General features: G+C 43.0%; 10 protein-coding genes and 1 CRISPR repeat array. Of the genes, 8 read left to right on the top strand and 2 right to left on the bottom strand.

Translation table 11 applies throughout. The features are described 5' to 3' along the window. Window positions 1–139: 139 nt before the first annotated feature. From HDCHBGLK_RS00955 to ppdK, 5 genes are all read left to right on the top strand, one after another. Window positions 140–913: an REP-associated tyrosine transposase gene (locus tag HDCHBGLK_RS00955; RefSeq protein WP_039909675.1), complete on the top strand. Its 774-nt coding sequence runs from the start codon at window positions 140–142 to the stop codon at window positions 911–913. A gap of 200 nt (window positions 914–1,113) precedes the next feature. Continuing rightward, window positions 1,114–2,511: an aminopeptidase gene (locus HDCHBGLK_RS00950; protein WP_004606808.1), complete on the top strand. Its 1,398-nt coding sequence runs from the start codon at window positions 1,114–1,116 to the stop codon at window positions 2,509–2,511. Between the two features lie 147 nt (window positions 2,512–2,658). Next, window positions 2,659–4,260 carry a transposase gene (locus HDCHBGLK_RS00945; protein WP_004606807.1) on the top strand — a complete coding sequence of 534 codons (1,602 nt, stop codon included), beginning with the start codon at window positions 2,659–2,661 and terminating at the stop codon, window positions 4,258–4,260. A 289-nt stretch (window positions 4,261–4,549) separates the two neighbouring features. Further along, window positions 4,550–5,155: a Gfo/Idh/MocA family protein gene (locus tag HDCHBGLK_RS00940; protein ID WP_233440720.1), complete on the top strand. Its 606-nt coding sequence runs from the start codon at window positions 4,550–4,552 to the stop codon at window positions 5,153–5,155. Between the two features lie 676 nt (window positions 5,156–5,831). Further along, window positions 5,832–8,462, top strand: a complete 2,631-nt coding sequence (gene ppdK / locus HDCHBGLK_RS00930; RefSeq protein ID WP_004606803.1) for a pyruvate, phosphate dikinase — start codon at window positions 5,832–5,834, stop codon at window positions 8,460–8,462. 403 nt (window positions 8,463–8,865) lie between these two features. Next, window positions 8,866–9,502: direct repeats of the CRISPR family, unit length 33 nt; unit sequence GTCGTTCCCTGCAATGGGAACGTGGATTGAAAT. A 506-nt stretch (window positions 9,503–10,008) separates the two neighbouring features. Here ppdK and HDCHBGLK_RS00925 read toward each other — a convergent pair. Further along, window positions 10,009–10,905: an NAD(P)/FAD-dependent oxidoreductase gene (locus HDCHBGLK_RS00925; RefSeq protein WP_004606799.1), complete on the bottom strand. Its 897-nt coding sequence runs from the start codon at window positions 10,903–10,905 to the stop codon at window positions 10,009–10,011. Between the two features lie 376 nt (window positions 10,906–11,281). Continuing rightward, window positions 11,282–11,539: a hypothetical protein gene (locus HDCHBGLK_RS20155; protein ID WP_368444837.1), complete on the bottom strand. Its 258-nt coding sequence runs from the start codon at window positions 11,537–11,539 to the stop codon at window positions 11,282–11,284. A 371-nt stretch (window positions 11,540–11,910) separates the two neighbouring features. Between HDCHBGLK_RS20155 and HDCHBGLK_RS00915 the strand changes: the two genes are divergently transcribed. The 3 genes from HDCHBGLK_RS00915 to nadA all read left to right on the top strand — a co-directional run bounded on the left by HDCHBGLK_RS00915 (window position 11,911) and on the right by nadA (window position 13,506). Then, the gene (locus tag HDCHBGLK_RS00915) at window positions 11,911–12,129 is read left to right on the top strand and encodes a type 2 periplasmic-binding domain-containing protein (RefSeq protein WP_004606795.1); all 219 of its coding nucleotides are present in this window, start codon (window positions 11,911–11,913) and stop codon (window positions 12,127–12,129) included. 172 nt (window positions 12,130–12,301) lie between these two features. Next, window positions 12,302–12,529 carry a hypothetical protein gene (locus HDCHBGLK_RS19615; RefSeq protein ID WP_004606794.1) on the top strand — a complete coding sequence of 76 codons (228 nt, stop codon included), beginning with the start codon at window positions 12,302–12,304 and terminating at the stop codon, window positions 12,527–12,529. Between the two features lie 71 nt (window positions 12,530–12,600). Beyond that, window positions 12,601–13,506, top strand: a complete 906-nt coding sequence (gene nadA, locus HDCHBGLK_RS00905) for a quinolinate synthase NadA (protein WP_009249420.1) — start codon at window positions 12,601–12,603, stop codon at window positions 13,504–13,506. Window positions 13,507–13,525 lie beyond the last annotated feature (19 nt).

The raw sequence follows: 13,525 nt of genomic DNA, 5'->3' as shown, positions 1-13,525 counted from the left end.
ACACGTAACATTTTTCACATGGACACGTAGCACTTTTAAAAAGTGCTACGTGTCCATGTGATATAACTGGTGTGCTATATCGCCCAAACTGGTGTGTAAATATGAAAAATACCCTGTGTAAAGTGAAAGAAGGGGTTTTGTGAAAAACAGAAGAAGGCGGGAAAGTTTTACCGGTTTATACCATGTGGTAGTAAAAGGAATCAATAAGGAGAGGATATTTGATCAGCAACGCGAAAAAGTTTATCTGAAGAAAATTATTCTGGAGTTTCAAGAGAAATATGGTATAGAAATTTATGCTTATTGTATTATGTCTAATCACGCCCACTTTATCCTCCGGGCAGAACTCAATGAATTATCATCATTTATGGCCAGAGTCTTGGCAAAATACGCGTTTTATTATAATTTTAAGCACAATAGAAACGGTCATGTTTTTCAAAATCGTTTTATGAGTGAATGTATTGAGAGTGAGTCATATTTCTGGACTTGTCTCAGATATATCCATATGAATCCAGTAAAGGCAAAAATGGTAAAAAAGGTAGTCCGATATAAATATAGCAGTATGGGCGAATATTTTACGGAAACCCAAGGATTGATCTGTGAAAAGGCATTTGAAATGTATAAAAAACATTTCAAAACCTATAACGATTTCGAAGAGTTTCATGAATTTAGTTATATTCAAAATCAAATTTTTCAAGATATTACTTGCGAAGTTGAGGAACAAAGAATAGAAGTAGCCTTGAATTTGGCAAAGGAACTATTTTCTCAAAAAGAACTTCTTCTATTAAGCCAAGTATTTGAAGAAAAAGAAAACCGAGAAGAATATATTCAACAGATAAGGCAAACGCTAAAAGTATCAATGCGCAAAGCGCGGGATATATGCATTATGGTAAAGAATCAGGTTGATAGTGAATAACAGAATAGCACAGGGTATTTTTCATATTTACACACCAGTTTAGGCAAAATAGTACACCAGTTATGAAAGGGGAACACGTAACATTTTATAAAAATGTTACGTGTTAAAGTTAAAAGTGTTACGCGTTCATGTTAAAAATGTTACGTGTCATATGGTGCTATCCTGTGTTATAATATAATGAACGAAAGGAGATTAAAACAATGGACAGAAAAAATGCATGGAAAACATACAGTCCTGCACAATTGCAGGAATTAGAACAAACCAATGAAAAATACAAATCCTGCCTTGACGCAGGAAAGACTGAGCGTGAGTGTATCAGACTGACGGTCAGCATGATAGAAGAAAAAGGCTATAAAAGCCTGGACGAGGTGAAAAAATCCAATGCCAGCCTGAAACCAGGCGACAAGGTATATGCGGTATGCATGGACAAGAGTATTACAATCTTCAACATAGGGGAGCAGCCGCTGGAGAATGGGATGAACATCCTGGGCGCGCATATTGATTCCCCGCGTATCGATGTAAAGCAGAATCCTCTCTACGAAAATGAAGAATTGGCATACCTGGACACTCACTACTATGGCGGTATTAAAAAATATCAGTGGGTAACGCTCCCTTTGGCTCTGCACGGTGTTATCGCCAAGAAAGACGGCACTATTGTAGAAGTGAATATTGGAGAAAAAGATGAGGATCCGGTATTTGTGATTACGGATCTCCTGGTACACTTGGCATCCAAGCAGTTAGAGAAAAAAGCGAATGTCGTGATAGAAGGCGAGAAACTTGATCTGCTATTTGGCAGCCGTCCTATCGAACAGAATGACGATCTGGACAAGGAAGAAAAAGAGGCAGTCAAAGCCAACATCATGAAACTCCTTCAGGAATATTATAATATGGAAGAGGAAGATTTCGTTTCCGCCGAATTGGAGATCGTGCCAGCAGGAAGCGCAAGAGATTGCGGTCTTGACCTCAGCATGATTATGGCCTATGGGCAGGATGACCGCGTGTGCGCATTTACCTCACTATTTGCCATGCTGGATGTAGAAAAGGTTGACCGCACCGCTTGCTGTATCCTGGTAGACAAAGAAGAGATTGGAAGTGTTGGCGCAACAGGCATGCATTCCAGATTTTTTGAAAATGTAGTTGCAGAACTTGTAGCATTAAGTGGAAATGAGTCCGAACTGAAAGTAAGAAGAACTCTCCAGAACTCCAAAATGCTTTCTTCTGACGTGAGCGCTGCTTATGATCCAATGTTTGCAGAGGCTTTTGAGAAACGTAGTTCTGCATTTTTCTCCAAAGGACTGGTATTTAATAAATTTACAGGCAGCCGGGGGAAGAGTGGATCTAATGATGCCAATGCTGAATATTTGGCCGAGATCCGCAATGCCATGGATGCCGGAGAAGTAGCATATCAGTTTGCCGAACTGGGCAAGGTGGATATTGGCGGAGGAGGAACCATTGCCTATATTATGGCCAATTATGGCATGGAGGTCATTGATAGCGGCGTTGCAGTGCTGTGCATGCATGCGCCCTGGGAAGTGACAAGCAAGGCAGATGTCTATGAGGCTTATAAGGGATACAAGGCCTTTCTGGCAATTAAATAGAATACCAGAAGACAGCAAAAAAGGAAATGACAGAAACAGCAATGTCATGAGTTGCCCGACAAATGAACACTATAAGTACCTTGAAAATTTAATACATTACCTTGTAAATATGTAGTATAATAGAGATGGATTTCAGGAGGTTTCATTATGTCATTTTCAGTCAATTCATCTCAACAAATAAGCATATTTGATGCTACTGCAAACTTAACCCAAAGGGAAATAAAAATGCTCGAAAAATCGTGGGCAAAATACTTTGCTGAAAATATATTTCCTGCAATCGATGAAGAACCATTCAAAGTTCTTTATAGTGATCGCCCCTCAAGACATAACACACCGGTGAATGTTATCATTGGTGCCTTAATCATCAAGGAGATTTTTCAACTTACCGATGAAGAAATTGTTGAAACACTTCCGTTTGATATCCGGTACCAGTACGCACTCCATACAACAAGCTTTGAGGAACAGCCTTTAAATGACCGTACTTTGGGAAGATTTCGTGCCAGATGCAATACCTATGAAGAACGCACCGGAATTGATCTGATTCATCAGTGTATTGTTGGTCTGTCGTCTGAGATGGCGAAAATGATGAAAATAAATACCGGAATGCGTCGAATGGATTCTCTTATGGTTGCTTCCAGCATCAAAAAAATGAGTCGGCTCGAATTACTTTATACCTGCGTTGCAAATTTAGCAAAATTCATGCATAAATCAGAAGACGGTGCATTTCCAAAATCCCTCATTCATTATACAGAGGAAGATGATCATAATCGAGTTCTTTATCATAATCGGAGTGAAGATACTGAGAGTAAAATCACACAGGTACTAAAGGATGCTGCACGGATCATCACAGCCTGCGGAAGCCGCTACGATGAATCAAGTGATTACCAACTGTTAATAAGAGTGATCGAGGAACAGACTGATAAGGAACCGGATGGGAACTTGATCCTCAAATCCGGAAAATCAGACATGAACTCTGAGCTCCTTCAAAATCCCGCAGATCCGGATGCAACGTTTCGGGCAAAAGCTGGTAAGGACTATCGCGGCTATATCGCAAATGTAGTTGAAACAGCAGATAAAAACAATTCCATAGTTGTTGATTATCAGTTTGAGAAGAACATCTACAGTGACAGTCAGTTTGTAAAGGACTATCTGGATAAACAGCCGGTATCCGAAGAAGAGACCATTCTGGTTACAGATGGTGGCTATTGTGGATACGAAAATGTAAAGCAGGCCGCTGAAAAAAATGTACATCTTATCACAACAGATCTCAAGGGCGCTGATGTGGCAGATATCTATGCAGATTTTAAATTCTCAGAGGATGGAAAGGAAATCATTTCCTGCCCTGCAGGTCATAGACCCAAAAGCAATGTATATGACATCAATACACAAAAATGCAAAGCATCCTTTCCGATAGAACAATGTAAGGGATGCCCACATTTCGCGGAATGTAATCCCCAACTCCATGTAAGGGTTGCAACAATAAAACTTGCAAAACGAACTTCCTACCATGCAGAGCAGCAAAGGTTCTTTAAAACTGAAAAATTGAAAGAATATGCCCACTTTAGAAATGGAGTAGAAACCATTCCGGCAGCATTAAGGAAACGACATAACGTTGACAAAATGCCTGTGAGAGGATTGATACGTTGCAGGCTGTATTTTGGGTTTAAGGTAGCAGCAATGAATGTGCGAAAGCTGGTCAAATATATGAGCCGCTTGGGCAAGTGTGCCCTAACCCCGGAAATAGCTTAACAAAGAGGATTCCAAATGCTCTGTCCATAGCTGAAACGAGGTTCTTTTAACAGTGATATTCATAAAAATCAAGATAATGTATTAAATTTTCAAGGTTCAATATAGTACAGAGACAAAAATATGTCTCATTTGTCGTTTGACTCATGACATTGACAGAAACAGCCACTTCCTTTTCGTGACTGTAATAAAGTGTTAAAAATAGGAGGATTCCAGACAGAGGAGGAAGAAATGAGTAGACACGTATAAAGACGTGGCAATAGCCGACCCTATTCCTGAAAGAATAGAAGAGGTGGCTGGGCGGTACCATATTCCTTTGGAAAAATGTTTTAGTAGTGCGGAAGAAATGCTGGAGCAGGACCAACTGGCAGATGCGGCATTTATAACAACCCAGGACCGCCAGCATGCGTCCCAGGCAATAAAAGCAATGGAAAAGGGGTATGACATCCTGCTGGAAAAGCCGATATCGCCGAACCTTAAGGAGTGCCGGATGGTGGAAGAGGCAGCAGAAAAATATGGAAGAAACGTTGTGGTATGTCATGTCTTAAGATATACGCCATTTTATCAGGAAATAAAAAGGATCATCGATTCTGGAACTATCGGTGATGTAGTCAGCGTCATGGGGATTATGAATGTAGGATATTGGCACAAGGCCAACAGTTTTGTACGAGGCAACTGGGCAAATTCTAATGTTACCAGTCCAATGATTCTGCAGAAATGCTGCCACGATATGGAGCTGTACCTATGGCTTACTGGCAAGACTTGCAGATCCGTATCTTCATTTGGAAATACATATCATTTCAAGAAAAAAATGCGCCCACAGGGGCAGCAGGCCGGTGTACGAAAGGCTGCAAATCTAAAAAAGATTGTATCTTTGATGCGGAGAAGATCTATTTAACCAATGAGGATACAGGCGTTCTGGCCGGAAATACAGGGTGGTCGACGGAAGTACTGTCTGCATATCCGGATGAGGCCAGCATTCGCAAGGCTATAGAGGAAGGGCCTTATGGCAAATGCGTCTATGATTGCGGCAATAATGTCGTAGACCACCAGATTATTAATATGGAGATGATGGATGGAGCAACTATAAGCCTTGCTATGAGCGGATTTACGCCGGATGTTTCCCACTATACCAAGTTTATGGGAACCAGAGGGCAGATTATCGCGGACATGAGGGCAAACATGATTACGCTTTCAAGATTTGGCAAGAAAGAAGAGATAATTGATGTATCCAAACTTGCGGAAGACTTTTCAGGGCATGGCGGAGGCGAGAGAAGGATGGTAGAAGCATTCCTTGACCTGATTACCGGAGAGGGCGAGGCGGATAATACCATACCCTCGGTTATGCAATCCGTAGAAAGCCATATCATTGCACTTGCGGCGGAAGATTCCAGGAAAAATGGAGGAAAAGTAATTTACTTGGATGAGACGCGTCAGGAACGGGAGGGCTGCATGCGAGAAATGTATGCCAAAGTGCCGGAAGATTAAGCAAAAACCCTTGACGAACCCTGTCAAAACCAGTACAATATTATGTGCGACTTAGAAAGTAAAATTAGTTTAGGAGGTCATGACAAATGGCAAAATGGGTTTATATGTTTACAGAAGGTAACGCAACCATGAGAAACCTTCTGGGTGGAAAAGGTGCCAACCTTGCTGAAATGACAAATTTAGGTCTTCCAGTACCACAGGGCTTCACAATTACCACAGAGGCTTGTACTCAGTACTATGAGGATGGAAGAAAAATTAACGACGAAATCATGGCACAGATCATGGAAGCCATCACAAAGATGGAAGAAATTACAGGTAAGAAATTCGGAGATAAAGAAAACCCGCTTCTTGTATCTGTTCGTTCAGGAGCAAGGGCATCAATGCCGGGTATGATGGACACAATCCTGAACCTTGGATTAAATGAAAAAGTTGTTGAAGTATTAGCTGCTAAGTCCGGCAACCCACGTTGGGCTTGGGACTGCTACAGAAGATTCATCCAGATGTATTCTGACGTAGTTATGGAAGTAGGAAAGAAATACTTCGAAGAACTGATCGATAAGATGAAAGCAGAAAAGGGCGTTACACAGGACGTTGACCTTACAGCAGAAGACCTGAAAGTGCTTGCTGAGCAGTTTAAGGCTGAATATAAAGAAAAGATTGGCGAAGAATTCCCGACTGATCCAAAGGAACAGCTTATGGGAGCTATCAAAGCCGTATTCCGTTCATGGGACAACCCAAGAGCTAACGTATACCGTCGTGACAATGATATCCCATATTCCTGGGGTACAGCTGTTAACGTACAGATGATGGCATTTGGTAACATGGGCGATACATCAGGAACAGGTGTTGCATTTACTCGTGACCCGGCTACCGGCGAGAAGAAGCTTATGGGCGAGTTTCTTATGAATGCTCAGGGCGAGGATGTTGTGGCAGGTGTCCGCACTCCTCAGAAGATTGATCAACTCAAAGAAGTTATGCCAGAAGTGTACAACCAGTTCGTAGAGATCTGCCACAAACTGGAGGACCATTACAGAGATATGCAGGATATGGAGTTTACAATCGAAGATAAGAAACTCTACATGCTGCAGACACGTAACGGTAAGAGAACAGCTCAGGCTGCCCTGAAGATTGCCTGCGATTTAGTTGATGAGGGCATGATCACAGAAGAAAAAGCCGTTGCAATGATCGATCCTAGAAACTTAGATACATTACTTCACCCTCAGTTCGATACTGCCGAACTTAAGAAGGCAGTGCCGGTTGGAAAGGCACTTGGCGCTTCCCCAGGAGCAGCTTGCGGTAAGATCGTATTTACTGCAGATGATGCAAAAGAATGGGCTGCAAGAGGTGAGAAAGTCGTACTTGTACGTCTTGAGACTTCACCGGAAGATATTGAAGGTATGAAAGCTGCACAGGGAATCCTGACAGTTCGTGGCGGTATGACATCACACGCTGCCGTTGTTGCGCGTGGAATGGGTACATGCTGTGTATCTGGCTGCGGCGACATCGCTATGGATGAAGAAAACAAGAAATTCACCCTTGGCGGAAAAGAATACCATGAAGGAGATGCTCTTTCCCTTGATGGATCTACAGGAAACATCTATGATGGCCTGATTCCTACTGTTGATGCTACAATCGCAGGAGAGTTCGGAAGGATTATGGGATGGGCTGACAAATATAGAACAATGAAGGTTCGTACAAATGCAGATACTCCTGCAGATGCTAAGAAGGCTCGCGAACTTGGAGCAGAAGGTATCGGACTTTGCCGTACAGAGCATATGTTCTTTGAAGGCGACAGAATCGATGCATTCCGTGAGATGATCTGTTCTGATACAGTAGAAGAAAGAGAAGCAGCACTTGAGAAGATTCTTCCAGTACAGCAGGGAGACTTCGAAGGACTGTTTGAAGAGTTGGAAGGAAACCCGGTTACTATCCGTTTCTTAGACCCGCCGCTTCATGAGTTCGTTCCAACAGAAGAAGAAGACATCAAGAAACTTGCAGATGCTCAGGGCAAGACTGTTGAGCAGATCAAGACAATCATTGATTCTCTTCACGAATTCAACCCAATGATGGGACACCGTGGATGCCGTCTTGCAGTTACTTATCCAGAAATTGCAAAGATGCAGACAAAAGCAGTTATCCGTGCTGCAATCAATGTACAGAAGGCACATACTGACTGGAACGTTTGCCCGGAGATTATGATTCCATTAGTTGGAGATATCAAAGAGTTCAAATTTGTTAAGAAGATCGTTGTTGAGACAGCAGACGCTGAAATCGCAGCAGCAGGAAGCGACCTTAAGTACGAAGTTGGTACCATGATCGAGATTCCTAGAGCATGCCTGACAGCAGATGATATCGCAAAAGAAGCTGACTTCTTCTGCTTCGGTACAAATGACTTGACACAGATGACATTTGGCTTCTCTCGTGATGACGCCGGCAAGTTCTTAGACGCTTACTATGATGCTAAGATCTTCGAGAACGATCCATTCGCTAAACTTGACCAGACAGGCGTAGGCTCATTGATGGAAATGGCTATCGCTAAGGGAAGACCAGTAAATGAGAAACTTCATGTTGGTATCTGCGGCGAGCATGGCGGAGATCCATCCTCTGTAGAATTCTGCAACAAGTTAGGTCTTAACTATGTATCTTGCTCACCATTCCGCGTGCCGATCGCAAGACTGGCTGCAGCACAGGCTGCAATCGCAGAAAAGAATGCATAATTAAATCACAAGTTATTTTGACGCAGGGGCAGTATGCCTCTGCGTCTTTTGAATATTGTTAGAAAGATTTTCTTACTATAGCCAACAAGAATTAAGGGTGGTGGAATAGTATGTCTAAAGGAGTTCGAGACGGCAGTCCTTCTTATCATTAAAACTTTATGAAAAAGCTAATTGAGAAATTAGAAATATAAAAAAAGAATAAATTTCCTTGAAAATTAGATATCGATTCAGTAGTGCGAATGTGAAGCGTACATAAAAATCCCAGGATATTCGCACCAAAAAAGTTGCACAAAAATAGTGTATTGTATTACAATATAGATTAGATGAGAGAATGTATCTAAAGGTAACTGTAATATAGCACAAAAATTTTGCAGTTATATATTAAAAATTGGATAAGTTTGCTGTCGTTCCCTGCAATGGGAACGTGGATTGAAATATGACAATGGCATAGAAGGAACAACGGTCTTCTCGTCGTTCCCTGCAATGGGAACGTGGATTGAAATGTTCTCTCCCGATCTGACACAAAGAGCCTTGCCTGGTCGTTCCCTGCAATGGGAACGTGGATTGAAATTCTAACATATTAGGTTATTTTAATAATAGATGGGTCGTTCCCTGCAATGGGAACGTGGATTGAAATAAAATGGAAACGTTGAAAAACTTCATTGCAGAATTGTCGTTCCCTGCAATGGGAACGTGGATTGAAATCTGACGCGCAGAATTGGAACCCTGTATATGAGCCGTCGTTCCCTGCAATGGGAACGTGGATTGAAATAGTATCCTACAGCAGACGCGCCGTATTCTGCTTGCGTCGTTCCCTGCAATGGGAACGTGGATTGAAATTCTATCTTGAAAGGAGGTTTTCAGGTGGCAATCGTCGTTCCCTGCAATGGGAACGTGGATTGAAATCTCTAAATCCCCGTTTTGTTAATGAATCCATCATCGTCGTTCCCTGCAATGGGAACGTGGATTGAAATTTTAAGCCGGTATATTGGACAGTATCAATAACCGTCGTTCCCTGCAATGGGAACGTGGATTGAAATATTCCACGGCTGTGAGCAGCCATACTGCCAATGCGTTGTTCCCATGCGGGAACTTGGATTGAAATTAAAGCATAGCCAGTAATGTTGCAAAGTCAAATGCGTCGTTCCCCACATGGGAACGCAGGTTGGATTATTACCATAGTAGATATAGGCGCTCCTGTACAAGGTTGATCCACTTGGGAGAATTCGAATATCGATACCTCTTAATGGGCATAATGGCTTGACTACATCGTCCTTTAGAGTATGAAAGACATATTTTGAATCGAAAATCAGCCTTTTACCGCAAAAAAAGCAAGGCCTATTTTTTAAAACAAACCATACTACGAAGTTATTAAGAATTAATCAATATGTTTATGCTATATTTATACAATTAAAGGGAAATAAAATGGATTTTAAGCAGAAATGCGTAAAGATTTATAAGTTTTTATTATATAAAGCAAATGCCTATAGTTCAGGGCGGCGGAGATTTTTCTCCGCCGCCCTGATTACAATACCAAGCCAAGCACCTACATCGAAGCATTAATTGCAGCCACAGCACCATCTGCCACGGCTGTTGCAGCCTGGCGCACCTGCTTGACGCGAATATCGCCAGCAGCATATACGCCCGGAATGGAGGTCTCCATTTTTTCGTTCACCGGAATATATCCGTTGTCTAACTTAAGTTCCGTATATAATTCGGTATTGGGATCAGCGCCTGCATATACGAAGATGCCACAGCCGTCATCTTCGATAACATTAACCGTCCCATTTTTCTCGTTAAGGAGCTCCAATTTTTCTACATGGTTTTTTCCGTACACTTTGCTTAGTCTGGAGGCGAGACAGACCTTGATGTTATCTGTCTGATGAACTTTATTTAAGAATTCAGGAACACATCCCAATGTATCCTCAAAATGAATGATTGTAAGTTTTTGGGCAAACTGAGACAGGTACAGTGCTTCCTTGACTGCTCCGTCAGCGCCGCCTACTACATATATATTTTTGCCTTTATAGGATGGGCCATCCTTTGCAGCATTAAGGCCGATACCTTTCCCAGAGAGTTCGGCCTCCCCTGGAATGCCAAGCGTTCTGGGGGTGGTTCCGTTTGCGAGGATGATTTTTGGTGCTTCATAATGATTACGGGATGTGCGTATCGTCTTTATATCACCTTCCAGAGTTACTTTTTCAACGTTTTCATAGATGATTTCTACACCTGCCTCCAAAGCCTGCCGTTCCATTCTCTTGGCAAAGGTGGCTCCGGTTTCGCCGGGCACGATAGCAGAGTAGTGGGTAACGGTGGAGACTTTGCCGATGATTCCGCCTACTGCATTTTTTTCAATAATCACTGTCTTTTTACCGCGGCTTACCGCATAGATTCCGGCACTGATACCGGCCGGACCAGCGCCTATAATAATAATATCGTACATGAAGATACTTCCTTTCCTGGATAGAGGGTAAGAGAAGGGACTCCCCTACAGAAACAAGAGTTCCTTTAAGTTCCGTATAAAATATATCACAATCAAATCATAATGTAAAATTATAGATTTTTATATAATGATAAGAAAAATAAATAGACATCCCAAAATGGGGCGTCTATTTAATGGAGCACATATAAAGAGAAGTGTATTTTTAGGCCAAGTACCAATTAAATACAGTGAAAAGGTCCGGCATGAGCAGAATATCTGCCTTACTGGAAACCGGCCAGAGGGACGTCTATACGGCAACCTTTAATCTGTTCTCGTTCATTGGCCTTGCTAAGTATAGCGGCATCAATGGTTTCTTGCATTTTTTCAATTATGACTTCTACCGACGCAAGGCAGGCCACGTTAGGGCATTCCATTCCGAGCCTAAGAGCCAGGGCGACTGCATACTGTATGATCTGCACCTTTTCTTTATAGAAGGCGAGACATTAATGGCACAGTCGCTCAGCAGCACGAGCCGATTCTGTGCCGGGAACTCAGTGAGCGTAACCTGGTTAACAAGAGAGCCTGGGGCAACCAGCCCGCATTTCTTGTGGAAATTTGCTTTTAGGAAGGCAGAAGTGTGGAGAAGACCCTTCATAAGGGCATCCGCCTTGCCGGTAGAGGCCAGAAGGATCGCATGCTGAGCCGCCTTGAAATCATCGGGCTCATCTACAATGGTCAGTCATCCGGCACTTCATCTAACTCTACCAGGATCGTACGGATTTCTGCTATCTGACCAATCAGAATGAAGTCGGCAATCCCTTCCTTTCTGGCAGCAGACGTATATCTTTTAGTCAAAAGGGTCAATCATATTTTTGCAGCCATTGCCCGCTGGCCTGCCTGGGAATCATTGTCGGGCAGGTATTTGCCGGCAGGGAGGAAGACACGCTTAAGATAACCATGAAGCCTATGACGGAACAGTCCATCCTGGGTGAGATGCTGGATAGGATGATTGAGTAGGACGCGGATATGAAGGCAGAGGTTACGCAAGGCGTTGGATGCGGCACATCCAATATCCAGCCGGGGATGGAAAAAGGAGAGTTTGATCTGTATTCGGAATATACAGGGACCGGATGGAATATGGTGATGAAAAAAGACGGAATGTATAGCGAGGACCTGTTTAAAGACATGCAGAAAGAATATAAAGAGAAACTGTCTGGAATCATCTCTGACCAGGATGCTTCGTGAAAGCGGATGCCGGGGACATTTTTATCAATGGAGAGAATATCCGGAATAAGGATATGATAGAACTTCGGAGGAATATCGGATATGCAATACAAGGTAGCGTACTGTTTTCGCATATGACGGTGGAGCAGAACATATCCTATGAAAACGTACCCGGGAGGCTCTGGGCAAATGGATGGGAATCGTTGGCCTGGAAGAAGAACCTTTTTGGGCAGGGGATGAGATTACCCGGGGCCGGCTTCAGGATGAATTGCAGAGAATCTATGCACAGACTCATATCACAATACTCTTTGTAACGAATGATATATCGGAGACGCTGAAACTTGGCACAAAAGTGCTGGTCATGGATCAGGGAAAGATTCAGCTGGTTGAGCGGAATCGTAGAACTTACGTAAGAGTGTAAACTTATCTGTCTTGTCATATGTAAAGAACGGTGGTATAATAGTGAGAACTCAAGTTAAGGAGAAAAATGCTATGGATATCACGGAAAAGATTAAAAAGTTAAAAGAGGAAAAGAACGCGGTCATTCTGGCCCACTATTATGTCAGGCCCGAGGTGCAAGAGATTGCCGACTATATTGGGGACTCCTTCTATCTGAGTAAGGTGGCTGTGGGTCTGACAGAACAGACTATTATATTTGCCGGCGTGTCGTTCATGGGCGAGAGCGCCAAGATCCTGAATCCAGGAAAGACGGTCCTTATGCCGGATGCCTCGGCAGATTGTGCCATGGCGCATATGGCAGATGCTCAGATCATAAGCAAAATGCGGGATACATACGAGGATCTGGCAGTGGTATGCTACATTAATTCTACGGCGGAACTCAAGCGGCATTCCGACGTATGCGTGACATCTGCTAATGCGGCGAAGATCGTCAAAGCGCTGCCCAATAAGAATATATTCTTTATCCCTGATAGGAATCTGGCACATCATGTAGCGGAACAAGTGCCGGAGAAGAATTTCGTCTATAATGAAGGATACTGTCCGGTACATGAGAAGATGCAGATCGCAGAGATAAAGGAAGTCAAGAGGCAGCACCCGGAGGCATTGATCTTGACGCACCCTGAATGCCCGGAAGAGATCCGAAAGATATCGGATTATGTAGGAAGCACCTCCGGCATTATCGCATATGCAGGAAAGAGTGAAAATAAAGAATTTATCATCTGCACGGAAAATGGGGTACGCTATGAACTGGAAAAGCAGAACCCGGAAAAAAGGTTCTATTTTACGAAGACGGAGCCAGTCTGTGAAGATATGAAGACAATCACGCTGGAGAAGATCCTCCATGTTCTGGAGAATGGGGACAATGAGATTCATGTAGCCGATGAACTGCGCAGGAACTCTAAAAAGCCGCTGGAAAGAATGCTGGAGCTGGCGAAATAGATGGCAGGTTATGAAGAAG

The organism is [Clostridium] scindens ATCC 35704, assembly GCF_004295125.1.
Classification (GTDB): domain Bacteria; phylum Bacillota; class Clostridia; order Lachnospirales; family Lachnospiraceae; genus Clostridium_AP; species Clostridium_AP scindens.
This window is presented reverse-complemented; position numbering and strand designations above follow the sequence as displayed.

Excerpts from the sequence above, each read along its gene's own strand:
- nadA (WP_009249420.1), top strand. The coding sequence starts at position 12,601 with ATGGATATCACGGAAAAGATTAAAAAGTTAAAAGAGGAAAAGAACGCG.
- HDCHBGLK_RS19615 (WP_004606794.1), top strand. The coding sequence starts at position 12,302 with ATGGGAATCGTTGGCCTGGAAGAAGAACCTTTTTGGGCAGGGGATGAG.
- HDCHBGLK_RS00945 (WP_004606807.1), top strand. The coding sequence starts at position 2,659 with ATGTCATTTTCAGTCAATTCATCTCAACAAATAAGCATATTTGATGCT.
- HDCHBGLK_RS00925 (WP_004606799.1), bottom strand. The coding sequence starts at position 10,905 with ATGTACGATATTATTATTATAGGCGCTGGTCCGGCCGGTATCAGTGCC.
- HDCHBGLK_RS00915 (WP_004606795.1), top strand. The coding sequence starts at position 11,911 with ATGAAGGCAGAGGTTACGCAAGGCGTTGGATGCGGCACATCCAATATC.
- ppdK (WP_004606803.1), top strand. The coding sequence starts at position 5,832 with ATGGCAAAATGGGTTTATATGTTTACAGAAGGTAACGCAACCATGAGA.
- HDCHBGLK_RS20155 (WP_368444837.1), bottom strand. The coding sequence starts at position 11,539 with ATGAAGGGTCTTCTCCACACTTCTGCCTTCCTAAAAGCAAATTTCCAC.
- HDCHBGLK_RS00950 (WP_004606808.1), top strand. The coding sequence starts at position 1,114 with ATGGACAGAAAAAATGCATGGAAAACATACAGTCCTGCACAATTGCAG.